Below are 23,679 nucleotides of genomic sequence, written 5' to 3' on the forward strand. Positions count from 1 at the left end.
GCCAGTAGAGGCCTGTGTCAACGCGTTTGGCTGGAACAGGGGACTATTTGGGCGCCTGTGCGCGCGCGTTGCGGACGCGCTGGGCCAGCTTTTTATGCGGCGCGGCGCCGAACATCGGCTGCGGGTTGCCGTTCGGCTCCAGCCAGGGCTCGTTGCTGGCTTCCTGCAGCATCGCCCGTTGCTGCTGCTGGCGCTGCTGCTTTGCAACGTAGTAATAGCCGCCCGCGAAATAACGCACGGCTCGGTCGTGGTCGCCATTGGCGGCGTGATAGGCGCCGGCGAGGTATTTCACCGCGTAGGTGAGGTTGGTGTTGGGGTCGCGCAGGCCGGCCGCATCGCCGGTGTAGCCGAGGCCGCGGGCGGTCGCGAGCTTGATCTGCATCAGCCCGATCGTGCCGCCATGGCCGATCAGGCCGGGCTGATAGCGGCTCTCGCGCATGATGACGCGATGCACCAGCGCTTCCGGCACGCCGTTGGCGCGCGCATGCATCGCGACCATTTCGGCATATTCCGCCTGCCCCGCGAAGGCGGCCTGCGACGACATCAATCCGGCCGCGACCAGCGCGGCGATGCGTAAAATCTTCATCAGAAATCCCGGATGTTCCTTGAGGAACCTGCACCCGGCGCCGTTTAGGCCTGCCGAACGCGGCGATGATGTGGCAAGACCGCCGTTAACGATTTTGCGGCGCAGAGCCGTCGTGACGCCGCAATGTCGGCGCAGCAGTTCGGAAAACGGCGGATACGCGCGACAGCAGCCCTGTCTATTCGCGCAGGGACGCGAAAGCGCGTATGAAGCGCCTTCCGATACGGGAGAGGTGCCATGACACAAGCAACCATGGTCAACACCCACAGCGGCGACATCCCAACCCAAAATCCGTGTGCCCAATGCGGGGCGCCGATCGCGCAGCCCGACTGGATTGAGCCGGGCGAGGGACGCGTGTCCTATCTCTGGAGCTGCCCGGCCTGCGGCTACCGCTTCGAGGCGATCGCGATCTACGACGAGGCGGCGATCCCGCTGGCCGCTTAAGCGGCGACTTGCCTCGCCAGCTTGGGCTGCTGCCACCCCGGCAATTGCATCCGCACGATCAGGCCGTGCGGCTGGCGGTCGTGCAGCGACAGCTCGCCGCCATGGGCGAGGGCGATCGCGCGCGCGATCGACAGGCCGAGGCCGAAGCCGGTGGACTCGTCCATGGTGCGGGCGTCGTCGCCGCGCACGAACGGCTCCAGCATCTCCTGCTTGCGCGCATCCGAAATGCCCGGGCCGTCGTCCTCGACGTCGATGACGAGATGGGTGCCTGATACGTCGAGGCGGATCGTCACCTCGGCGCCGAAGCGCACGGCGTTCTCGACCAGATTGGTGACGCCGCGATGCAGATCGTCGGGGCGCGCGGCGGCGGTCGCAGATAGCGGCCCGTCATAGTGCACGACGTGGCCCATGTCGCCGAACTGGTCGGCGATGAGCTGCAGCGTAGAGGCGATATCGACCAGCGTCACCGCCTCGATTTTGCGGTCGTTGCGCAAAAGCGACAGCACGCTTTCCAGCATCGAGCGCATCTGGTCGAGGTCGATCAGCATGCGCTTGCGATTGCCCTCGTCCTCGATGAATTCGGCGCGCAGGCGCAGCCGCGTGATCGGGGTGCGCAGATCGTGGCTGATCGCCGCCAGCATCTTGGTGCGATCCGACATCAGCCGCGCGATCCGTTCGTGCATGCGGTTGAGCGCGCGGGCGACCGAGCGGATCTCCTCCGGGCCTCGCTCCGGCAGCGGCTCCGCCTCGCCGTCCAGGCTGAAATTCTCGGCCGCCTTGGCAAAGGACGACAAGGGTGCCGCCAGCGCGCGCGCCGCCCACAGGCCGAGCACGGTGATGCAGATGAAGGCGGTCATCAGCGTGATCAGCCACGGCGCGCCCCAGAACCACGGGTGCGGCCCGTTTTCGACATGGCCTGCGATCACGGTGCCGTCGGGCAATTCCACGCCGAGGCGATGGCTGTCGCCCTCACTCGCGAGTTGCACCACCTTGTAGCCGCGACCGAGGTGGCGGCGGATCCCGCGCAGGTGCTGGCTGTCGCTGACCTCCACCATCGCTGCCGTGCCGGGCGCCGATATCGCGATGTCGAGCTTCGGGAAGGCGCGCGCGAGATCCGCGAGAAGGCGCGGCCGGTCGTCGGGCCTGGCCGAGCCGAGCAGCAGTGCGGCGTCTGCCAATTGATGGCCCCCATCCGGGGGCGCATCCACGCGGTCGGGCCGGCTCATCAGGAAGGCGGTGGTGACGACGAGATGCAGCGCGACGGTCGAGGCCAGCACCAGCGCGGCGATCTGCCCGCCGATGCCCTTGAGGTGGAAGAACCCGAACGACCTCATCGTCCCGAAAGCCCCGTCAGTTGCCGAGGGGCGTCGTAACCGCTTCCGTTCGGGGCGTAAACAGGTAACCGCCGGAGCGCACCGTCTTGATCATGGACGGATCGGCCGGATTGGGCTCGATCTTGCGCCGGATGCGGCTGACCAGCACGTCGATGGAGCGCTCGAACGAGCCGGTGTTGCGCCCTTGCGTGAGGTCGAGCAGGCTGTCGCGCGACAGCACGCGGCCGGGCCGCTCGCAGAACGTCCTGAGCAGGTCGAACTCGGCGCTGGTCACGGCGACGCGGGCGCCTTCCGGATTGCGCAGCTCGCGCAGGCGCAAATCGATGTGCCAGCCGTCGAAGGCCAGCGTCGAGGCGCCCTCGATCGAGCTTGCGGCCTGTGCCGAGGCCTGGCGCCGCAGCACTGCGTTGATGCGGGCGAGCAGCTCGCGCGGGTTGAACGGTTTCGGCAGGTAATCGTCCGCGCCCATCTCGAGCCCGACGATGCGGTCGACATCCTCGCCGCGCGCGGTCAGCATGATGATCGGCGTCTGCGCTTCCGAGCGCACCTTGCGGCACAGGCTGAGACCGTCCTCGCCGGGCAGCATGACGTCGAGAATGATGAGATCAACGCGGTGGTCGGCCATGGCGCGCGACATCTCGCGGCCGTCGCTCACAGCGGTCACGTTGCAGGAGTTGTTGCGCAAATATTTCGCAATCAACGTCCGGGTTTCGCGGTCGTCCTCGACGACCAGGATGTTGGGAGAGGGGATGGCCATGAGCCTTGTTTGTCCAAGATTCGGGCCAAAAGGCGAAGATTTTTGTTTCGATTTGTTTCCATAGGCAGGTCCGCAACGCCACGCAACGACCAGGTACTCCTACGGCAAGATCTCGTTAAGCCCGTTAACCACACTTCTTACGAGCGGCTCGGCCGGGACAGCCCGGATCCGTCCTACGGAGCCAATGGCGCGATGCGCGCATCGGGACCTTCGGATTTACGAGCTGACCTGAGGCGACGCCAGGTCGGCGTTCCTCGCCACGATCGTGCTTCATCCCAGGGCGCATGGTCGTCGGCGGGGAACGGTGCACCCCGCACGTTCCTCGCCTCAGGAACCTTCGTCGCATTGCAGCGCCGCAATGGCGCAGCGAAATTGCCGCACGCAAGGAACTGCAGCTGCACGTAAGGGTTCTTTCCGCACGAGTTTTCTGCTGAAGGAGAGGACGAAAATGTTGATGAAATCGATCGCCGCCGGCCTCGCCGGCACGGCTCTGCTTGCGACCGTTGCGTTCGCGCAAAATCCGACCACCACCACCGACAAGTCGGCGCCTGCGGCTAGTGCGACGACGACCAGCGCGTCGGGCGAATGGCGCGCCTCGAAGATGGCAGGCGTGAAGGTCTATAACGAGGCCAACGAGAATATCGGCTCGATCAACGATCTGCTGATGGACAAGAGCGGCGCGGTCAAGATCGCGGTGATCGGCGTCGGCGGCTTCCTCGGCATGGGCGAGCATCTCGTCGCCGTCCCCTACGAGAAGCTGAAATTCGTCAACGAAGCCGTGGCCTATACCGGCACCGGCGCGAACCCGGCCAATCCGAACGCCAAGCCCGCCGCGACCACGACGACCGGCGCCGCGACCGGCACCGACAAGACGGCGACCACGACCAGCTCGTCCTCGTCGAAATGGTATCCGGACCACGCCGTGTTCAATGCGACCAAGGACCAGCTGAAGAGCATGCCCGAGTTCAAGTACTCGGAGTAATGCGGATCGCGTGAGTGCCTAAACGAAGCGCGCCCGGTTTTCACCGGGCGCGCTGTCGATTGCGAAGGAGCCTGGATTGCTTCGCGGCGCCCGCAATGACGGAGGATGGAGCGAGCCTCACTTCACCAGCGGACAGCCGCCCTTGTCGAGCGGGCGGAAGGCTTCGTCGCCGGGGACGGTGGCGATCAGCTTGTAGAGGTCCCATTCCCCCTTGGATTCTTCCGGCTTCTTCACCTCGAACAGATGCATGTCGTGGACCATGCGGCCGTCGATGCGGATCTTGCCGTTCTTGGCGAAGAAGTCGTTGACCGGCGTCTTGCGCATCTGCTCCATCACCTTCGGCGCCTCGTCGGTCTTGATGGCTTCGATCGCCTTCAGATAGTGCATCGTCGCCGAATAAAGTCCGGCCTGGATCATGGTCGGCATGTGGCCGACCTTCTCGTTGAATCGCTTGGAGAAGGCGCGGGTCTCGTCGTTCGAGTCCCAATAAAAGGCGTCGGTGATGATCAGCCCTTGCGTCGCCTTGATCCCGAGCGAATGAACGTCGGTGATTTCCATGAGCAGCGCGATCATCTTCTGACCCCCTTGGGTCAGGCCGAACTCGGCCGCCTGCTTCAGCGCATTGGTGGTATCGCCGCCGGCATTCGCCAGCGCAACCACCTTGGCCTTTGAAGCCTGGGCCTGCAGCAGGAAGGACGAGAAGTCCGACGAGTTGAGCGGATGGCGAACGTCGCCGAGCACCTTGCCGCCGCTCTCCTTGACCACGTTGGCGGCATCACGCTCGAGCGCCATGCCGAAGGCGTAGTCGGCGGTGACGAAGAACCAGGTGTCCTCGCCGCGCTTCACCATCGCCTTGCCGGCGACATTCGACAGCGCGTAGGTGTCGTAGGTCCAGTGCACCGTGTTGGGCGAGCAGGCGGTGCCGGTGATGTCGGAGGAGCCGCCGCCGGAATTGATGTTGATCTTGTTCTTCTCGCGCGTCAGCGCCGAGACCGGCAACGCGACCGAGGAGGTCGGCACGTCGAGGACCGCGTCCACCTTCTCGTTGTCGTACCAGTTGCGGGCGATGTTGACGCCGACATCGGGCTTGTTCTGGTGATCGGCGGACACGACCTGGATCGGGACGCCGGCAACCTTGCCGCCGTAATCGGCGACGGCCATCTCGACGGCGGCGAGCGAGCCCTTGCCGGTCGCGTCGGCATACAGGCTCGACATGTCCGTGAGCACCCCGAGCTTGACGACATTGTCGGAAATCTGCGCCTGCGCCGCGCCTGACGTGGCGGCGAGGGCAAGGCCTGCCGCGACGGCGGCGATGAGTTTCTGCATGGCTGTTGTTCTCCCTGTGTGTTGTTGTTTGGGTGTTGTTGCGGCGCTGTTCTAGCGACAAACAGCCGGGATCGCAAAGCAGAGGAGGCATGCTGTTATCATCGTCATTCCGGGGCGCTGGGCGCGAGCCCGGAATCCATTCATTCATGCGGACTGATGGATTCCGGGTTCGCGCTATGCGCGCCCCGGAATGACGGAGGATCATCAGCCTCCGCCACCCTTGAGCCGCTCGTTGCGTCGGCGCAGGGCTTCCAGGGTGGCGAGGAGGATGACCGAGACCGTGGTCAGGATCACTGCGGCTGCCGTGATGGTCGGGCTGATATTCTCGCGGATGCCGCTGAACATTTCGCGCGGCAAGGTCCGCTGCTCGGGACCGGCCATGAACAATACGATCACCACCTCGTCGAAGCTGGTTGCGAAGGCGAACAGCGCACCCGACGCCAGCCCCGGCAGGATCAGCGGCAGGATCACGCGGCGGAACGCTTCAAGCGGCGAAGCGCCGAGCGAAGCGGCGGCGCGCGCGAGATTGGTGTCGAAGCTTTGCAGCGTCGCGCCGACAGTGATGACAACGAAGGGCGTCGCGAGCGCGGTGTGAGCCAGGATCAGGCCGAGATAGCTGCCGGTGAGGCCAATCGGCGCGAAGAAGAAATAGAGGCCCACCGCGGTGATGACGCCGGGCACAACGACCGGCGACAGCACGAACGCCAGCACAAGCGGTTTGAACCGGCTCTTCCACTGCGCCAGCCCAAGAGCTGCGAGCGTGCCGAGCGCCATCGACAACGCCGTCGAAGCGACGCCAATGATCATGCTGTTCTTCAGCGAGTTCATCCAGCGCGGCGAATTGATGAAATCGTCGTACCAGCGCAGGGAGAGGCCGGGCAGCGGATAGGTGAGGTAGGAGCCCGAGCTGAAGGACAGCGGCATGATCGCAAGGATCGGCGCAATCAGGAAGATGAACACCAGCGCGGAAATCACGATGGTCGTGGTCCAGGCGATGCGCTGGCTCGGCGTGCGGAGGGAAGGAGCGTCGCTCAATTCTTCATCCCTCCGGTGACTTGCTGACCCTGCACCAGCTTGCCGTAGACGAGGGCGAGCAGGACGGTCGCCAGCAGCAGTACGGCCCCGAGTGCCGAAGCAAGGCCCCAATTGGCTGTTTCGGTGGTGTAGAGCGCGATGAAATAGCTGATCATCTGGTCGGCGGCGCCGCCGACGAGGGCCGGCGTGATGTAGTAGCCGAGCGCCAGGATGAAGACGAGCAGGCTTCCGGCGCCGATGCCGGGCAGGGTTTGCGGCAGATAGATGCGCAGGAAGGCGGTGAGAGGCGGCGCACCGAGCGAGGCGGCGGCGCGCATATAGGCCGGCGAGATCGCCTTCATGCTGCTGTACAGCGGCAGGATCATGAAGGGCAGCAGCACGTGGGTCATGGCCACGCAGACGCCGAAGCGGTTGTAGATCAGCCGCAACGGCTCGTCGATGATGCCGAGCCAGTGCAGGCCGTCATTCACCACGCCCTTGCTCTGCAGCAGAACGATCCAGGCGCAGGTGCGGACCAGCAGCGAGGTCCAGAACGGCAGCAGCACGAAGATCATCAGCAGGTTCGACCGGCCGGGCGGCAACGAAGCGAGCAGATAGGCGACCGGAAAGCCCAGGATCAGGCAGAGGGCCGTGACGCCGAGGCTGATGAGGAAGGTGCGCGCGAAAATTTCGCGGTAGATCGCCTGATCCGGCGCGGCCGCGACGATCGCGCCGTCCGCGTTCCTGACGAGGTCGAGCGCCGCCAGCAGGTAGAAGCCGGTCACCGGGCCACTCGCATTCTTGATCGTGGTCCAGGTGGTGCGGTCGCGCCAGGCGGGGTTGATCCTGCCCAAGGTCTCCTTGGCCGTGCCGGGCTCCGGCAGCGTCTTCAGATTGCGTGCCGTGCTGGTGAGGATGGTGCGAAAACCGTTCAGGGCATAGTTGAGCCGCTTGGCTGCGATGGCAACGGTGCCGGCGGCGCGCGCGGCCTGGAGGTCGCTTGCCAGCGCCGCATAGGCCTTCTCGTCCGGCAGATCCTTGCCGTCCCACTCGGCAAGCGCGGTGATGGTTTGAGGCAGCACATGGCGTACCTCCGGGTCATTGATCGCGCGCCACAGCATGCCGGCGATGGGCCCGGCGAAGGTGAACAGCAGAAACAGCAGAAGCGGCAGAACCAGCGCCAGAGCCTTGATCTGCCGCGCACGCTCGGCCTGTTTCAGGCGCCGCTTGAGCGGCATCTTGGTCTCGGCATCCGCGCCGGTCAGGGAGGCTGCTGTCATGGGGCGGTTACTTCGCGTATGAGACGGGGCACAGGCGAAGGGCTCTCGCCCGTCCGCCTGCGCCATAGACCGATTTGATCGCGCGTTACTTCGCGGCCCATTTGTTGAAGCGCTCGGTCAGACGGTCGATGTTCTCGAGCCAGAAGGCGACGTTGATCTCGACCGCGTTCTTGATGTTGTCAGGCGCGGTCGGCAGGTCCTTCAGGACGGCGGGCTGCAACAGGCCGGCCGCGTCCTTGTTCGAGGTGCCGTAAGCGATGTTCTCCGACAGTTTTGCCTGGTTCTCCGCCTTGCCGGCGAAGTCCAGGAACTTGTAGGCCGCGTCCTTGTTCGGGCTGCCCTTCAGGATGACCCAGCTGTCGAGGGTGAACAGCGCGCCGTCCCACACCATGCCGAAATTCTTCTTCTCGTTCTTGTTCGCGGTGTCGATGCGGCCATTGTAGACCGATGTCATCACCACCTCGCCGGAGGCGAGCAGTTGCGGGGGCTGGGCGCCGGCCTTCCACCAGACGATATCGTTCTTGATGGTGTCGAGCTTCTTGAAGGCGCGCTCGACGCCCTCGTCGGTCGCCAGCACCTTGTAGACGTCCTTCGGCGCGACGCCGTCGGCCATCAGCGCGATTTCGAGCGTGGTCTTCGGGCCCTGGCGCAAGGCGCGCTTGCCCGGAATCTTCTTGGTGTCGAAGAAGTCGGCCCAGCCTTTGGGGACGTCCTTCAGCTTGTCCTTGTCGTAGCCGAGCACGAAATCGTAGAGGATAGCGCCGACGCCGCAAGGATTGACCGACGGCGGGATATAGGCGCCTTCGCCGCCGATCTTGGAATAATCCATCTTCTCGAACAGGCCTTCGTCGCAACCGACCGCGAGCTCGTCGCTCTCGACCTGGACGACGTCCCAGGTGGCGGCGCCACCCTGCACCTTGGCGCGCAGCACGCCGATGCCGCCGTCCCAGGACTCGTCGTTCATGGCGATGCCGGTCGCTTTCTTGAACGGCTCGAAATAGACCTTCTTCTGGGCCTCCTGATACGCGCCGCCCCACGACACGACAGTGAGGTCACGCGCCTGCGCCACCGTAATCAGCGCAGCGCTGGCGCTGAACGCCGCGGCGAAACCCAGAGCAATGTTGCGCTTCAGCATGGTCGTTGTTCCTTCTTCATGTGCATTGCGTTGAGGTTGATCGATCGGATCAGGCGGGGTCGAGGGCCAGGCAGTCCTCGGGGCGGAAAGTGATGGAGACGCTCGCGCCGTGCTTCAGGCTGTCATGCGCTCCCGGCTGGAGCTTGACCATGAATTCGGCATTCCCGGCGACATCGAGCACGGCCAGTGCGTGATCGCCGAGATAGATCGTGCTCTGCACCTTGGCCGGCAGCCGGTTCGGACCGTCGCTGGCGTTGCCATCCGCGATGATGGCGATCCGCTCCGGCCGCACCGACAGGGATGTCGCCGCGCCCGCGCCCGCTACATTGGCCGCCCGCGCCGTGACGGTGCCGCCGGCCGCCAGCGCGACGCGGCAATAATCCTTGTCGACTGTCTCCACGGTGCCTGAGAGCACGTTGTTCTCGCCGACGAAATTGGCGACGAAGCTGTTCACCGGACGCTCGTACAGTGCGTCGGGCCTGTCGACCTGCTGCACGATACCGTCGTTGAACACGGCGATGCGATCCGACATGGTGAGCGCTTCGCTCTGGTCGTGGGTGACGTAGACGATCGTGATGCCCATGGTCTCGTGCAGCTGCTTGATCTCGAGCTGCATCTGCTCGCGCAGGCGCTTGTCGAGGGCGCCCAGCGGCTCGTCCATCAGCACGATTTGCGGGTTGAAGACCAGCGCGCGGGCCAGCGCCACACGTTGCTGCTGGCCGCCTGACAGCTGTCCGGGCCGCCGCTGCGCCAGGGTCTCCATCTTGATCATTCGCAACGCCGCCTTGACGCGCTCCTGCGTTTCCGCCTTGCTCGTCTTGCGAACGGACAGCGGGAAGGCGACGTTCTCCTCGATCGTCAGGTGCGGAAACAGGGCGTAGTTCTGGAACACCATGCCGATGTCGCGCTTGTGCGGCGGCATGTTCTTGATCGGACGCTCCGCGAGGTAGATCTCGCCCTGGGTCGGAACCTCGAATCCGGCCAGCATCATCAGCGTGGTGGTCTTGCCCGAGCCCGACGGGCCGAGCAGGGTGATGAACTCGCCCTTCCTGATGTCGAGATCGAGGTTCTTCACCACGAGGTGCTCGCCATCATAGGTCTTCTGAATGCCGGAAAAGCGCACCAATGCCGGCGCAGGCGTGACCATGCCGGCTTCCATGTTGTCCTCGCTGTGTCCCCTACGATGCCGTCGGCACCTCGTTGGAGGTTGCGACGATCAGCTTAGCAGCCTGCAACGAGAATGCCAGCAGCGCAAGCCACAAGAGACTGCGCGGATTTCGTGCATGACAGCGCGCTACATCCCCGACAGCTTGGTCACGTATACGTTCAGTGTGCCGCCAGCCTCCGCGACCACGCGCAGCGTCTTGGAATCGAAGGCGATGTCGGCCAGCGTGAGGCTGCTGATATTCGCGTCGACCTTGAGGCCGTCCTCGCTCTTCTGGTAGTCGGCGATCGCGGCTGCGATCTTTTCGCGCGCGTTGGCGGCGATCGGCTTCAAATCGAGTGTCGCCTTCCGTACCAGCGCCTGCTGCATCTGCGGCACCACCGCGCGGGCTGCGGCGCCGAGCAGGCCGAACGCCGCCTCGGACTCCACCGCGAGCTGGATGTCGGCGAGCCGCAGCGTCTGCTGCTCCTGGTCGAGCATCGGCCGGCCCCAGATGTGCACGGTGGCCTCGGCGCCGAGCCCGAGCCAGCTCTTCTTTTCCTTGGCACGCACCAGCAGCGAGATCAGCAGCCGCTCGCCCGACGGGACCACGTTGACGCTCTTCACGGTGACTTCGACCGGACCGGAGCCGTCCTCGGGATAGGTGTGGCCGACCATTTGCGCCGCGATCAGCTTGTTGATCTCGGTGAAGGGCACGTCGATGGGAACGCCGATATTTACGCCGGTGCCGGTCGGCGGCACGATCGAGATCTTGTCGGGGAACGGGCAGTCCGGCTTGGTCGGCGTCGAGGTCACGCGCGTCTCGGCCTCGAGGCCGAGCAGCAGCGTCACGGCCTGGGCGTCGACGCGCGGCTGCGCCGCGATGGCGCGGGTCGGCTTCATCTCGAGCCAGAGCGGGGGCAGCGCTGTCGACGCACCGCCTTGCAGCGGGATCGAGCGGCAGGCCTTGGCCCATTGCAGCTTCGCGTTCTCGCGCAGGCTGGGATCGTTGCGGATGCGCTCGGCGACGATGTTGAGCTGATCGCCGACCGTCTTGTCGATCAGCGGCTTCACTTGCGCGGGCACGTTGACCTTGGCGCCGGCGACATTGACGTTGGTGTCGCCGAGATTGACCTGTGCGCCGAGATTGGGCTCGAGATGCCAGGCGGCCGCCAGCTTGGGGCGCGAGGTGACGACCACGTTGCCCTTGATCTCGGCGCTGGCATTCAGATTCTTGATGTTGACCGCGCCGATCCGTTTCGCCGCGTCGCCGCCGAGCACGCTGCTCAGCGCATCGCCGAGCGCGCCGGTGGCTTTGGATGACAACGATCCCGTCACGTTCAGCTTGCCGGTGATCGGCGTCGACAGCGTCAGCACGTCCTTGTCGCCGGTCGCCGCCATCGGCCCGCGGGCGGCGGTCCAGCCGATATCGGCATTTTCCAGGATCTGCGAGATCGGGTTCTCGGCCTTGCCGGCAAAATTGCGCGGTGCGGCCTTCTCGGCCTGCTCCCGGATCGCCGACAGTGCGATCGCCACCGGCGCCACCACGATCGAGCTTTTCGACGCGGGCGGCAGCGGCGGCAGCTCCGCAACCGGCGGCGCCGAATTGGTCGCGCGCGGCGACAGGAAGTCCATCACCTTCAGGCTGATGAAAAACGACGCCGCGAGCACCGCAACGGCGATCAGCACAGTCTTCAAGTTCAGCGTCAGACGCATCAATCCCCCAAGCCGCCCCGGCACGGATTTTACAGGGCTGGCGAGCAGGGCGCTAGAGCGTACCGATGGGGTGGAATTGCGGCGAAGGTGTTAACGGCTGTGGCGCACCGTTGCCGCGCCACGGTCGTCGCGCATCTGGACACAATGAGATTGGCTCGGTCGGCCATTCCGGGTTCACCTCTCCCCGGAGGGGAGAGGTCGGATTGCTATGGCGCGCAGTTGCGCGCGCGAGCAATCCGGGTGAGGGGCCGGTGAGACCATAACCCCTCACCCGGATCGCATCTTTCGATGCGATCCGACCTCTCCCTACGGGAGAGGTGAAACTACCTGCGCTTCGGGCGCCGCACCGCTCTCACCTTGCCGGAAGCGCCGCCGCCGCAGAACAGGCGATCGCCGCCGTCGGATTCCAGCCCTGAAACCATCGTGCCCTCAGGCATATCGAGCTGCTCCAGCACTTTGCCCGTGTCAGGATCGATTCGCCTGATGTCGCTGTCCTCGCCTTCCCAGGTGCCATGCCAGAGCTCGCCGTCGACCCAGGTCACCCCCGTCACGAAACGCTTGCTCTCGATGGTGCGGAGAATCTTGCCGGTGTCGGGATCGATCTGATGGATCCTGCGGTCGCGATATTGCCCGACCCAGAGCGAGCCTTCGGCCCAGGCCAATCCGGAGTCGCCGCCTCCACCGGGGGCGGGGATCGTGCCGATGACGGCGCCGCTTGCCGCGTCGATCTTCTGGATGCGATCCTCCGCGATCTGGAACAGGTGCCGGCCGTCGAACGCCGTGCCCGCATGTGCGGCGACGTCGAGCGAGCGCGCGATCTTGCCGTTCGCGGGGTCGACGGCGTTCAGCCTGTCGCCCGATGCGAACCAGAGATGGGTGCCGTCATAGCTGACGCCATGCACGGCCTCGACGCCGGGGAAGGGCCCGTACTCGGTGACGATCTCTGCCGCGGAACGCTTCATCTGCTCGATCCTGTGATGCGACTTCATTGCTTGCGCATGATCTTCTCGGAAAACCGCTGCGCACTTTTCCGGATCATGCTTTAGCCTACGCCTTCAGCAGCGGCGTGGGGAGTAACAAGCCTGTCGGGAATCCCGGCACGGGCGGGGTCATCCAGCGCCGCGCGCGGCCGTGTCCGAATGACTGAACCTTGTTCGATCGCGCCAGCTCGTCGAGAGCCCGCTGCACCGAGCGTGCGCTCATTTGAAGCGCGAGCGCGAGCGCCGAGCTCGACCACGGCTCGCCATCGGCGAGAATGGCGAGCACGGCGGCGTGCTTCTCCTCGACCGGGCGGGCCAGCACCAGGACGTCGTTTGTCTTGCGCGGCGCGAGCTCAAACCCCTGCTTGGTCGCGCTGATCTTGGCGAGCGGCTCGAGCTGGGTGCGGAGCCGCCCGATCTCGACGCGCAAGCGCGCGCGGTGGGATTCATCGGCGTGCCTCGCCTGAAACGCACCCGCTATCAATGCCTCGCGCGAGACATCGGCGGGCCAGGCCTGGGCCAGCAGGCGGGCGAGCGCGAACAGCACGGGCCGCGTGCCCAGCGATATGGCAACGCCTTGCTTGCGCACGACATGATGGAAGGTGTCGACGACGAGCGCGGTCGAGGTCGCCAGCCGCTCGACCTCGCCGAGCAGCAGGGGGTGCTCGCTGCCGCGCGCGATCAGGCGCGCGGCCGGCGTGTTCAGGATCAGGTTCGCGCTCTCGACCTCGGCGACGAGTGCTGCGATGCCGGCCTGTCGCGCGGCCTTGCCTGCGCGGTCGAGTGCGGCGCGCGCCTCCTGTGTCTTCAGCCGCCTGATCGCGATGCCGGCGAGGACCAGCTCGCGGACGACGAGAGACGCGGGCGGGAGCGGGGCGGCGCCGATCTCGGCCAGCGTGCGCTCGGCCTCGTCGATCCGGCCGAGCAGGAGCAGGCGGCGCGCTTCGATATGGCCGGCATGCGCGGCATTGGCGAGATCGCCGTGGCTTGCGAGCGTCGTCCGCGCGGCCGCGAGCGCCTTGGGCGGCCAGTTCAGCTCGCGCGAGACCAGCGCGATCTCGGCCTCGGCGACCACGCATCTGGCGCGCGCGACGGCTTCCCGCGGACCGAAGGCGCGCGCGGCGCTCCGCAGCAGCGTCTTGGCTTTGGCGAGATCGCCGAGCTGCGCCATCGCGATGCCGCGCAGCGCCAGCGAGGGTGCGTCATTGCGCAAGGCGACGCGGTTGAGGGCGCCGAGCGGATCGCCGGCCTCCAGCGCACGCGCGGCGGCAATGATCAGCGACTCCATGAAAATCCCGCCACACTTGTTACTCCCACCGCGCCACCGCTTGGTGCCAGAAATCGCCAGCGGCCGACAATGGGCGGTAAGCGAGAGATCTGGAGAGCCATGATGAATTCAGTCAACAAAGCAGCGACCAATGGACAGATTGCCATGCAAACACCGCCGGTGGTGTCGGCGCAGGAGTGGGAAGCAGCCCGCCAGCAGCTGCTCGTGAAGGAAAAGGCGCATACCCGCGCCCGCGACGCCCTCGCCGCCGAACGCCGGCGCATGCCGTGGATGGCCGTGGACAAAACCTACGCATTCGAGACGCCCTCGGGCAAGGCCAGTCTGCTCGATCTGTTCCTGGGCCGGCGCCAGCTGATCGTTTACCGCGCCTTCTTCGAGCCCGGCGTGTTCGGCTGGCCCGACCATGCCTGCCGCGGCTGCTCCATGGTGGCCGACCAGGTCGCCCATGTCTCGCATCTGAACGCCCGCGACACCACGCTGATGTTCGCCTCGCGGGCGCCGCAGGCGGACATCGCACGGCTGAAGGCGCGGATGGGCTGGACCATGCCATGGGTCACCATCACCGACAGTTTCGATGCCGATTTCGGCGTCGGCGAGTGGCACGGCACCAACGTCTTCTTCCGCGATGGGGAGCGTATTTTCCGCACCTATCTGATCAAGAGCCGCGGCGACGAGCAGATGGGCGGCACCTGGAACTATCTCGACATCACACCGCTCGGCCGCCAGGAGGTCTGGGAGGATTCGCCCTCCGGCTATCCGCAGACGCCGACCTACAAATGGTGGAACTGGCACGACAGCTACGAGGATGGCGCGGCGCCCGACAAGAAGTGGGTCGAGGTCTCGGATGCCGGCGAGATCGCGCTCCGCACGCCGGGTGCGCAGTGAGCGACGTCCATCCCGCCGGCGTCGGCCGCGATGGCCGCGAGGCCGCATCCCATCTCGTCCGATGGCTGGGTCTGGCGGCCACGCCGACCTTCGCGGTGATGGCCGTGTTGACAGCCGTCTTCAGCGGCGGCTCGGCGGACATGCTCTGCAACGCCGGACACGGGCTGTCGATGGACGGGATGGTGCCGATGTATCTCCTGATGAGCGCGTTTCACTCGGCGGCGTGGCTGCGGCTGATCCCCGGGCGGCGGGCGTAAACAGGAGACCGGCAGAACTCGAAGACGGCGCTCGTCTCGCGTGGGCCGTCTTCGCTATTTGCCGCTTCCGTCGACGAACATTTTCATCAGGACTTCATCGAAATATCGGCCGTTCTGCTTCAGCGCCTTCACCTCGCGGCCATATTCGACGAAGCCGGCGGCCCTATAGAGGCGGAGCGCCGGTTCGTTCTGGCTCGCAACGGACAGTTGGAGCTTTTCGACGTGCTTTGCGGCATGGGCAACCACGGTGTCGACGAGACGCCGGCCGACGCCTGATCTCCCCGCCGATGATCGCACATACATGCCCCACAGATCGGCCTTGTGCATGGTCTGCAGACCATCCTGCCGCCAGAAGCCGGCGACGCCGACGAGCTCACCTGCGATGAAGGCGCCGAAAACGTCCGAGATGGTGAGGCGCTCCTCGAACCATGGGAGCGGCTTTTCCTGTTCGCGCGCGAAGGTGCTGGCGAAGGCCTCGGGATGCGCGGCGAGCGCTTCCAGCCTGATCCGCCGGTAAATCGCCGCGTCTGCGCGCGTGAGCAGCCTGATCTCGAGAGTGGCGTGCGGCACGGGTCTCAAACCTGTTGTCTCTCACGGAACGAACTGACCATGCGGGTTGCGCCCAGGCAAGCTTTGTTCGTACATGGACCGCAACAGACACATCAAGGGAAACGCCATGGCGAGCACCGTTTTCGATTCCGCGCTGTTCCGCGACATGTTCGGCACGGCCGAGATGCGCGCGGTGTTTTCCGATGAAGCCCTGGTCGGCCGCTACCTGGAAACGGAGGCGGCGCTCGCCCGCGCGCAGGGCCGCGCCGGCGTGGTGCCGAAGGACGCGGCGGCCGCCATCGATGCCGCCTCGCGCAGCATCAAGCTCGATTTCGACAAGCTGCGCCGCGAGACCGAGATCGTCGGCTATCCGATCCTGCCGCTGGTGCATCAATTGTCCGAGGCCGCCGGCGAAGCCGGCCGCTACGTGCATTGGGGCGCGACCACGCAGGACATCATGGACACCGCCAACGTGCTCCAGATCCGCGCCGCGCTCGACATCGTGGCGCGCGACCTCAGGGAGTTGCGCACCATTCTCGCCGATCTCGCTCGCAAACACCGCGACACGCCGATGGCCGGCCGCACCCATCTGCAGCAGGCGCTGCCGGTGACCTTCGGCTACAAGGTCGCGATCTGGCTGTCCTCGATCGACCGGCATATCGAACGTGTCGACCAGGCGCGGCCGCGCATCCTGCTCGGCGAGTTCTCCGGCGCCGCCGGCACGCTCGCCTCGATCGGCGAGGGGGGCCTCGAGATGCAGCGCCTGTTCTGCGAGGAGCTCGGCCTGCGTCAACCGCCGATCACCTGGCACGTCGCGCGCGACGGCATCGCGGAGGCGGTGACGCTGCTCGGGCTGATCACGGGAACGCTCGGCAAGATCGCCACCGACGTGATGCTGATGTGCGCGACGGAGTTCGGCGAGTTGTCCGAACCCTTCGTGCACGGGCGTGGCGCGTCCTCCACCATGCCGCAGAAGCGCAACCCGATCTCCAGCGAATTGATGCTCGCCGCCGCCAAGGCCGTACGCCAGCACGTCGCCACCATGCTCGACGGCATGATCCACGATTTCGAGCGCGCCACCGGCCCCTGGCATCTCGAATGGGTGTCGCTGCCGGAGAGCTTTCTGCTCACCGCGTCCTCGCTTGCCAACGCGAAGTTCATGCTGGCCGGCCTCGTCGTGCACGAGAGGCGCATGCGCGCCAATCTCGGCCTGACCCACGGCCTGATCGTCGCCGAAGCCGTGATGATGGCGGCGGCGACGCAGCTCGGGCGGCAACACGCGCATGACGTCGTCTACGATGCCTGCCGCAAGGCGATCGAGCAGGGCGGCGACCTCGCCGATATCCTGTCCGGCGTGCCGGAGATCGTCGCCGCGCTCGGTGGCGTCGACGCCATCCGCCGCCATTGCGATCCCGCCAATTATCTCGGCCTCTCCGGCCGGATGGTCGATCGCGTTCTGGGCGGCTAATGTTATCGTTTCTCCTGAAACGAAAAGGCCCCGGCGTCACCGGGGCCTTTTACGTTCAAAGCGAGTTTACAGCGTCGCCTACCTCAGTTCGGCGCGGCGCTCGGTCATCGGCAGCACGATCACCTTGGTGCCGACGCTGACGCGGGAGTAGAGGTCGGAGACGTCGTCATTGGTCAGGCGGATGCAGCCGGACGAGACGTGCTTGCCGATCGTATCAGGGGCGTTGGTGCCGTGGATGCGGTAGACGGTGCCGCCGAGATACATGGCGCGGGCGCCCAACGGGTTGCCGGGCCCGCCGGCCATGTGGCGCGGCAGATAGGGCTGGCGCTGGATCATTTCCGGCGGCGGGGTCCAGTCCGGCCACTCGGCCTTCTTGGTCACCGACTGCGTGCCCGACCAGGTGAAGCCGTCGCGACCGACGCCGATGCCGTAGCGGATCGCCTGGCCGTTACCGAGCACATAGTAGAGATAGGTGTTGGGCGTATCGATGATGATGGTGCCTGGCGCCTCGCGCGTCGCGTAGGAGACGGTCTGGCGGCGGAAGCGGGCCGGCGTCTCGACGGCGTCCTGATCCTCTGACGGCGCGGTCTGGTAGGTCGGCGCCTGATAGGGCTGGTATGGCTGCAGCGGCTGCGGCGCGGTCAGCGGCGGGAAGAACGGGAAGAGCTGCACGGGCGCGGCCTTGGCCGGTCCTGCGAATGCGATTGCGGCAACGGCCACTGCGCTGACGGCAGCGCCGCGCGAGAACGTCTTCATCGTGTTCAGCTTGAACATTGGTCGCCCCTGTTTGCTCGGTGTTCTCTGTCACCCGGCACCGTTTCGGTGCTCCGTTGCCTAAACTCCTAGCGGCAAATGGTTTCGGGACGTTTCCGCGGAAAACCGAAAACGGTTTCGTCGCGGAAAGGATTGTTTCATGACAGTTTCGTGGCCGCAGGGGGCCGTTAACGAACAAAACAACGGGCCGACACTTCTGTGACGTCACACGCCTGAAATATCCTTCGTTGATGGTCGGTGCCTGAGAATCATCAAACTCTCGGGATTTCCCCATGCGGGTATTAATCGCGACCGACGCCTGGCATCCGCAGGTCAATGGTGTGGTGCGCACGCTGACCTCGCTGGCGAACGCGGCCAAGGCCCTCGATGTCGAGATCGACTTCCTGACGCCCGACGGCTTCCGATCATGGCCGCTGCCGACCTATCCGGGCCTGCGCATCGCGCTGCCCTCGGCGAAGGAGATCGCGCGGCGGATCGAGAAGTGCGCGCCGGACGCTCTGCATATCGCCACCGAAGGCCCGATCGGCTGGGCTGCCCGGGCCTATTGCCGCCGCAACCGGCTCGCCTTCACCACCTCCTACACAACGCGCTTTCCGGAATACATTTCAGTGCGGACGGGTCTTCCGGTCGCCATCGGCTATGCCGTGCTGCGCCACTTCCATGATGCCGCCGCAATGACCATGGTGGCGACCCCGTCGCTGCGTCAGGAGCTCGCAGGCCGCGGCTTCAAGCGGCTCGGCTTCTGGACGCGCGGCGTCGACACCGAGCTGTTTCATCCAGATGGCGCTGCGCCCCTCGACCTGCCGCGTCCGATCTTCATGACCATGGGCCGCGTTGCGGTGGAGAAGAATCTCGAGGCGTTCCTCGCGCTCGATCTGCACGGCACCAAGGTCGTCGTCGGCGACGGTCCGCAGAAGGCGGCGCTCGAGAAGAAATATCCCGATGCCGTTTTCCTCGGCGAAAAGAAGGGCGCGGATCTCACCGCCCATCTCGCCGCCGCCGACGTCTTCGTGTTTCCGAGCCTCACCGACACCTTCGGCGTGGTGCAGCTCGAAGCGCTCGCCTGCGGCACGCCGGTTGCGGCGTTTCCGGTCACGGGTCCGAAGGACGTCATCGCCGGCCATCCGATCGGCGCAATCGACGATGATCTGCGCGCCGCGTGCCTGCGCGCGCTCACCATGTCGCGCGAGACCTGCCGCAGCTTCGCGCTGGAGCGCTCCTGGGAGAACAGTGCGCGCCAGTTCGTCGGCAATCTCACCTCACTTCAGCCCAGCCGCGCCCTGCGCGCCTCGCCTCGGATGGCGCGGCGGCCGGTGCGCGGTTGATCCATATTTGACCCACAGCGAGAACCTCATCGATGGCTAAGATCATGAACCTTGACGGCACCCAGCAGCTCGACCTCACCCGTGGTTCCGTCGAGCAGGCCTATGATCGCTGGGCGCCGGTCTACGATCTCGTGTTCGGCGGTGTGTTCGCCAAGGGCCGGCAGGCGGCGATCGCAGCGACCAACAAGATCGGCGGGCGTGTGCTCGAGGTCGGCGTCGGCACCGGCATCTCGCTGCCGCTCTACGCCCCGAACCTGCGCATCTTCGGCACCGACATTTCGGACGCGATGCTCGACAAGGCGCGCCGCCGCGTCAAGGAGGGCAATTTGAAGAATGTGGAGGGCCTCGCGGTGATGGATGCCGAGAAGCTCGAATTCCCCGACAATTCCTTCGACGTCGTGATGGCGCAGTACGTCGTCACCGCCGTGCCGAATCCGGAGAAGGCGCTCGACGAATTCGCCCGCGTGCTGCGGCCGGGCGGCGAGCTGATTATTCTCACCCGCGTCAGCGCCGACACCGGCATGCGCCGGTTCATCGAGCAGAAGCTCCAGCCGGTGGTGCGTCCGCTCGGCTTCCGCACCGCCGAGTTCGCCTGGTCGCGCTATGCCAAATGGCTCGCCGGCGCGAAGGGGATCGAACTTGCCGAGCGTCGCCTGATTCCACCGCTCGGCCATTTCTCTCTGGTGCGCTTCCGCAAGATCGAGATCGCCAAGGCGGCCTGATCGCGCTCATGTGCGTGCGTCGCCGCGTCGCTGCGCACCGTCACATGACAAAATGATGATGTCACACCGCGTACATCGAATCTCTGTAAATCCTGAACCCGAAGCATTTTGGGGGAGAGCATGATCAAGAATTATCTCGAGCAGCTGCGGATCCAGCGCTGGGACGACCATCGCTACTATCACCACAGCCGCATCAATCAGAGCCTGCACTTCGTCAGCGCGCTGAGCTTTCTCTTCGCCTATGTCTGGCTGTTCGTCGATCCCGTGATCTCGGCGCTGGTGGGCTGGCTGGTCTCGATGACCTCGCGCCAGGCCGGTCACTTCTTCTTCGAGCCGCACGATTACGACCACATCAACCAGGCGACGCACGAATACAAGGAAGAGATCAAGGTCGGCTACAATCTCCAGCGCAAGGTGGTGCTGATGGCGATCTGGGCGGCTTCGCCCCTGGTGCTGTTTGCCGATCCCACGCTGTTCGGCCTGTTCAAGCCCTGGGCGAGCGCGACCGACTTCATGCGGCAGGTTGCCAAGATCTGGCTCGTGGTCGGCGGGGGCGGCCTTCTGTTCCGCACCGTGCATCTGTTCTTCATCCGCGACGTCGAGACCGGCCTCGTCTGGATGACCAAGATCCTGACCGACCCGTTCCACGATCTGATGCTCTATCGGAGTGCGCCGCTCGCGTTGATGCGCGGCGAACTGATGGATCCCGGCCTGCATCTCAACCCGGAACACACGCTCGGCCTGATTGCCGAGCCCGTGCTCGAAGAGCAGCACGCCTGAGCGCGCTGGTCTCACTAAACATCCCGATGTCTGATGGTTACCTCATGCCCGGGCTCGTCCCGGGCATCTACGTGTTGGAGGCTGTCGCTGCGGCGGCTCCTTCGCCTCTCCTCGCGTGCGGGGAGAGGCCGACGCGCGTAGCGCGGCGGGTGAGGGGGGCTCTCCGCGCGCGCGTTGCTAGTGGGGCGTCCGCCAATATTCACCGAGCCTGCGGAGAGTCCCCCTCACCCCAATCCTCTCCCCGCAAGCGAGGAGAGGGGGAGGAGAGAGCTCGCCCCGGAATGACGGTTGTGGTGGAGGGAAGAGCCTCAGCGACCAAATCGTTTGGCCAGCATCTCTTTCAAGATCTGCCGCTTGATGGTCTTGTTGGTGAGCGCGCCGTCGTGCCACCAGAAACCGTCAGCCTTCATCTTCCCGGCCGCGCGGACGAAGCGGTCGGCGACCTCAGCGAAATCGGCGTCGGTGTAGTTGAGGCTGAAGATCAGCCGGCCGGTGCCGACCCAGCTCAACGCCAGGCCCTCGGCGCGCAGGTAATATTGCAGCATCCAGTTGTAGCGCGACGGAATGGTGTATTTCACGGTCCAGATCGACGAGAAGTTGGCGAACCGCACCGGCAGGTCGGCATCGCTCATCATCTGGTTGAGCTTCTGCACGCGACCGTTCCAGGTCGCGTCGAGGCCGTCATAGATGGCGCGGAAGTTCGGGCTGGCCAGCCGGCTCAAGAACTCGTCCATCGCCGTCATGACGTAAGGATGCGAGTTGAAGGTGCCGCGCGCGAAGCAGATGTCGGCGGGACGATCGTCGCGGAAGCGACGCATCAATTCGCGCTTGCCGCAGACCACGCCGACAGGCAGGCCGCCGGCGAGACTCTTGCCGTAAGTCACCATGTCGGCCTTGACGCCGAAATATTCCTGGGCGCCTCCGGCGGCGAGACGGAAGCCGACGAACACCTCGTCGAAGATCAGCACGATGCCGCGCTGGTCGCAGACCTCGCGCAGCTTCTTCAGCCACGCCGTGTAAGCCGCGCGATCAAAATTGCCGCCACGGGAGGAATCCACCAGCGAGGAATCGCCGGGCGCGTTGACGTTCGGATGGAGGCCTTGCAGCGGATTGACCAGCACGCAGGCGATGTCCTTGCGCGTCTTCAGCACATGCAGGGTCTTCTCCGACATCTCGGAGAGGGTGTAGGTTTCATGCGCGGGAATCGGATTGCCGACGCCGGGCTGCACGTCGCCCCACCAGCCGTGATAGGCGCCGGCGAAACGGACAAGGTGCGTGCGCTTGGTGTGGTAGCGCGCCAGCCGCACCGCCTGCATCACGGCCTCGGTGCCGGACATGTGGAACGAGACCTCGTCGAGACCCGAGATATTGCAGAGCCGCTGCACGTTTTCGAGGATGACGGGGTGGTAGGGGCCGAGCACCGGACCGAGCGCATGCGCGCGCCTCTCGGAGCCCTCGATGCACTCCTTGTAAAAGTCGTGGCCGAAGATGTTGACGCCGTAGGATCCCGTAAGGTCGTACGAACTGTTGCCGTCGACATCGGTCACGGTGACGCCGCGCGACGATTCCATGAAGGTCGAGGTGCCCAGATGCTCGCGGACGAGGCGCGAGAACTGGAACGGCACGCGATAGCTTTCGGTGAAGTTGAGGTCGGAGATCGTCTCGGCCGCTTCCTTCGTCATCGCGCGGCCCTTGGGATAACGCTCGGCGTAGAGGCCGGCGAGACGAAAGAAGCCGTCCTTGCGCTGCTTCACCACATTCGCGGGCGCGTCGTCACAGCCGAAATATCTGTCGCCGTCGAACTCGTAGAAGGGCAGCAGCTTTGCCACCCGGCGCGACATCTTGGAGTGGCCGGCGAGCGAGCGGTGCTTGGCGCGGGACAGTTCGACCCGCGCCTTGATCTTCGGGAGGACGGCGGCAGCGGATGCTGCGGCGGCCACGGATATCGAGAGAATCGGGAGTGTCGTTTCCATGACAACAAGCGCTAATACTGTGAGCTGACAGATTCATGACAGTCAAAGCCCTCATCGCCTCTTTCACCCAGCAGGAAGACCTCAACTTCCTGCTGACCAACCGCATCCCTCGCGCGGGCCTGACCCGCTTCATGGGCTGGTTCTCCAAGATCGAGAATCCGCTGGTGCGGGATTTCTCCATCGCACTCTGGAAGCTGTTCTCCGATCTCGACCTCTCGGAGGCGAAGAAAGACCATTTCAACAGCCTGCACGACTGTTTCACGCGCGAGCTGAAGCCGGGCCTGCGACTTTTTGATCCCGACGCTTCGGTTGTCGCGAGCCCCTCCGACGGCATCGTCGGCGCCCACGGCCGCATCGCCGACACCGAGTTGTTCCAGGTCAAGGGCGCGCCCTATTCGCTGCTCGATCTGCTCGGCGATCCCGCCCTCGTCGAGCAGCATCGCGATGGCAGCTTCGTCACGCTGCGGCTGACCTCGAGCATGTATCATCGCTTCCATGCGCCTTATGATGCGCATATCGAGCGCGTCACGCTGATCCACGGCGACGTCTGGAACGTCAACCCGATCGCCTTGAAGAGGGTCGAACGCCTGTTCTGCAAGAACGAGCGCGCGGTGATCCGCACGCGGTTGTCGACCGGCGAAGCGGTGACGCTGGTGCCGGTCGCCGCGATCCTGGTTGCGAGCATCCGGCTGCACTTCCTCGACACGGTGCTGAACGCGCAGACCAGGGGACCGGTCAATTTCCCCTGCGACGTCAACGTGGCCAAGGGCGAGGAGCTCGGCTGGTTCGAACACGGCTCGACCATCATCATCCTCGCGCCCGGCGACTTTTCATTCTGTGAGGGGATCACCGAGGGGACGCGCATTCGCGCAGGTCAGGCCCTGCTTCGGCGGAGTCTTCATTCCGCCGCGGGTTGCGGCTATATCGTTGGCGGGGACGGCTAGACGATACGACGGGATCTGT

At 65.3% G+C, this 23,679-nt stretch carries 23 protein-coding genes; 9 read left to right on the forward strand and 14 right to left on the reverse strand.

From position 1 onward, the window contains the following. Nucleotides 1–43: 43 nt before the first annotated feature. A complete protein-coding gene (locus X265_RS09875) occupies nucleotides 44–586 on the reverse strand; it encodes a lytic transglycosylase domain-containing protein (RefSeq protein WP_128964649.1) in 543 nt (180 codons plus the stop codon). A 234-nt stretch (nucleotides 587–820) separates the two neighbouring features. Between X265_RS09875 and X265_RS09880 the strand changes: the two genes are divergently transcribed. Beyond that, nucleotides 821–1,027, forward strand: coding sequence for a hypothetical protein (locus tag X265_RS09880; protein WP_128964650.1), 207 nt, complete (start codon nucleotides 821–823; stop codon nucleotides 1,025–1,027). Here X265_RS09880 and X265_RS09885 read toward each other — a convergent pair. Further along, nucleotides 1,024–2,361, reverse strand: coding sequence for an ATP-binding protein (locus tag X265_RS09885; protein ID WP_128964651.1), 1,338 nt, complete (start codon nucleotides 2,359–2,361; stop codon nucleotides 1,024–1,026). The two genes, X265_RS09880 and X265_RS09885, sit on opposite strands and share 4 nt — an antisense overlap. Before the next feature lie 16 nt (nucleotides 2,362–2,377). Then, nucleotides 2,378–3,118 (reverse strand): response regulator, encoded by a 741-nt coding sequence (locus X265_RS09890; RefSeq protein ID WP_128964652.1) that lies wholly within the window; start codon nucleotides 3,116–3,118, stop codon nucleotides 2,378–2,380. A 448-nt stretch (nucleotides 3,119–3,566) separates the two neighbouring features. Between X265_RS09890 and X265_RS09895 the strand changes: the two genes are divergently transcribed. Then, nucleotides 3,567–4,100: a PRC-barrel domain-containing protein gene (locus tag X265_RS09895; RefSeq protein WP_128964653.1), complete on the forward strand. Its 534-nt coding sequence runs from the start codon at nucleotides 3,567–3,569 to the stop codon at nucleotides 4,098–4,100. Nucleotides 4,101–4,217: 117 nt separating this feature from the next. Here the strand turns inward: X265_RS09895 and X265_RS09900 are convergent, their stop codons facing one another. The 8 genes from X265_RS09900 to X265_RS09935 form a co-directional block, all read right to left on the reverse strand. After that, nucleotides 4,218–5,426, reverse strand: coding sequence for an ABC transporter substrate-binding protein (locus X265_RS09900; RefSeq protein ID WP_128964654.1), 1,209 nt, complete (start codon nucleotides 5,424–5,426; stop codon nucleotides 4,218–4,220). 204 nt (nucleotides 5,427–5,630) lie between these two features. After that, complete coding sequence (locus X265_RS09905) at nucleotides 5,631–6,461, reverse strand: ABC transporter permease (protein WP_164938495.1); 831 nt, start codon at nucleotides 6,459–6,461, stop codon at nucleotides 5,631–5,633. Continuing rightward, a complete protein-coding gene (locus tag X265_RS09910) occupies nucleotides 6,458–7,720 on the reverse strand; it encodes an ABC transporter permease (RefSeq protein WP_128964655.1) in 1,263 nt (420 codons plus the stop codon). The genes X265_RS09905 and X265_RS09910 overlap by 4 nt, the downstream gene beginning before the upstream one ends. A gap of 85 nt (nucleotides 7,721–7,805) precedes the next feature. Next, entirely contained in the window at nucleotides 7,806–8,855 is a 1,050-nt protein-coding gene (locus X265_RS09915; RefSeq protein WP_128964656.1) for an ABC transporter substrate-binding protein, read from the reverse strand. A 49-nt stretch (nucleotides 8,856–8,904) separates the two neighbouring features. Further along, entirely contained in the window at nucleotides 8,905–10,014 is a 1,110-nt protein-coding gene (locus X265_RS09920; protein ID WP_128964657.1) for an ABC transporter ATP-binding protein, read from the reverse strand. Between the two features lie 135 nt (nucleotides 10,015–10,149). Further along, nucleotides 10,150–11,715, reverse strand: coding sequence for a DUF4403 family protein (locus X265_RS09925; protein ID WP_128964658.1), 1,566 nt, complete (start codon nucleotides 11,713–11,715; stop codon nucleotides 10,150–10,152). A 323-nt stretch (nucleotides 11,716–12,038) separates the two neighbouring features. Next, complete coding sequence (locus X265_RS09930) at nucleotides 12,039–12,677, reverse strand: Vgb family protein (protein WP_128964659.1); 639 nt, start codon at nucleotides 12,675–12,677, stop codon at nucleotides 12,039–12,041. Between the two features lie 85 nt (nucleotides 12,678–12,762). Continuing rightward, a complete protein-coding gene (locus X265_RS09935; protein WP_128964660.1) occupies nucleotides 12,763–13,983 on the reverse strand; it encodes a helix-turn-helix domain-containing protein in 1,221 nt (406 codons plus the stop codon). Nucleotides 13,984–14,082: 99 nt separating this feature from the next. Here X265_RS09935 and X265_RS09940 point away from each other — a divergent pair, with 99 nt between their 5' ends. After that, nucleotides 14,083–14,868, forward strand: a complete 786-nt coding sequence (locus X265_RS09940; protein WP_128964661.1) for a DUF899 domain-containing protein — start codon at nucleotides 14,083–14,085, stop codon at nucleotides 14,866–14,868. Continuing rightward, nucleotides 14,865–15,125 (forward strand): hypothetical protein, encoded by a 261-nt coding sequence (locus X265_RS09945; RefSeq protein ID WP_128964662.1) that lies wholly within the window; start codon nucleotides 14,865–14,867, stop codon nucleotides 15,123–15,125. Before X265_RS09940 ends, X265_RS09945 begins: the two co-directional genes overlap by 4 nt. A 54-nt stretch (nucleotides 15,126–15,179) precedes the next feature. Here the strand turns inward: X265_RS09945 and X265_RS09950 are convergent, their stop codons facing one another. Then, nucleotides 15,180–15,695 (reverse strand): GNAT family N-acetyltransferase, encoded by a 516-nt coding sequence (locus X265_RS09950; RefSeq protein WP_128964663.1) that lies wholly within the window; start codon nucleotides 15,693–15,695, stop codon nucleotides 15,180–15,182. Between the two features lie 106 nt (nucleotides 15,696–15,801). Here X265_RS09950 and pcaB point away from each other — a divergent pair, with 106 nt between their 5' ends. Further along, nucleotides 15,802–17,142 carry a 3-carboxy-cis,cis-muconate cycloisomerase gene (gene pcaB, locus X265_RS09955; RefSeq protein ID WP_128964664.1) on the forward strand — a complete coding sequence of 447 codons (1,341 nt, stop codon included), beginning with the start codon at nucleotides 15,802–15,804 and terminating at the stop codon, nucleotides 17,140–17,142. A gap of 78 nt (nucleotides 17,143–17,220) precedes the next feature. Here pcaB and X265_RS09960 read toward each other — a convergent pair whose 3' ends face one another. Beyond that, entirely contained in the window at nucleotides 17,221–17,916 is a 696-nt protein-coding gene (locus tag X265_RS09960) for a L,D-transpeptidase (protein ID WP_128964665.1), read from the reverse strand. 272 nt (nucleotides 17,917–18,188) lie between these two features. On the opposite strand from X265_RS09960, the gene X265_RS09965 reads away from it, so the two are divergent. From X265_RS09965 to X265_RS09975, 3 genes are all read left to right on the forward strand, one after another. Then, nucleotides 18,189–19,241, forward strand: a complete 1,053-nt coding sequence (locus tag X265_RS09965) for a glycosyltransferase family 4 protein (RefSeq protein WP_128964666.1) — start codon at nucleotides 18,189–18,191, stop codon at nucleotides 19,239–19,241. A gap of 32 nt (nucleotides 19,242–19,273) precedes the next feature. Beyond that, the gene (locus tag X265_RS09970) at nucleotides 19,274–19,963 is read left to right on the forward strand and encodes a class I SAM-dependent methyltransferase (RefSeq protein ID WP_128964667.1); all 690 of its coding nucleotides are present in this window, start codon (nucleotides 19,274–19,276) and stop codon (nucleotides 19,961–19,963) included. A 120-nt stretch (nucleotides 19,964–20,083) separates the two neighbouring features. Beyond that, nucleotides 20,084–20,743, forward strand: coding sequence for a hypothetical protein (locus X265_RS09975; protein ID WP_128964668.1), 660 nt, complete (start codon nucleotides 20,084–20,086; stop codon nucleotides 20,741–20,743). 308 nt (nucleotides 20,744–21,051) lie between these two features. On the opposite strand, the gene X265_RS09980 is transcribed toward X265_RS09975, so the two are convergent. Continuing rightward, nucleotides 21,052–22,716 carry an aminotransferase class III-fold pyridoxal phosphate-dependent enzyme gene (locus tag X265_RS09980; protein ID WP_128964669.1) on the reverse strand — a complete coding sequence of 555 codons (1,665 nt, stop codon included), beginning with the start codon at nucleotides 22,714–22,716 and terminating at the stop codon, nucleotides 21,052–21,054. Nucleotides 22,717–22,751: 35 nt separating this feature from the next. On the opposite strand from X265_RS09980, the gene asd reads away from it, so the two are divergent. Then, on the forward strand, nucleotides 22,752–23,660 hold the full coding sequence (asd, locus tag X265_RS09985) for an archaetidylserine decarboxylase (RefSeq protein ID WP_128964670.1): 909 nt from the start codon (nucleotides 22,752–22,754) through the stop codon (nucleotides 23,658–23,660). Nucleotides 23,661–23,679: the final 19 nt, after the last annotated feature.

The sequence above is a fragment of the Bradyrhizobium guangdongense genome, from assembly GCF_004114975.1.
GTDB lineage: Bacteria > Pseudomonadota > Alphaproteobacteria > Rhizobiales > Xanthobacteraceae > Bradyrhizobium > Bradyrhizobium guangdongense.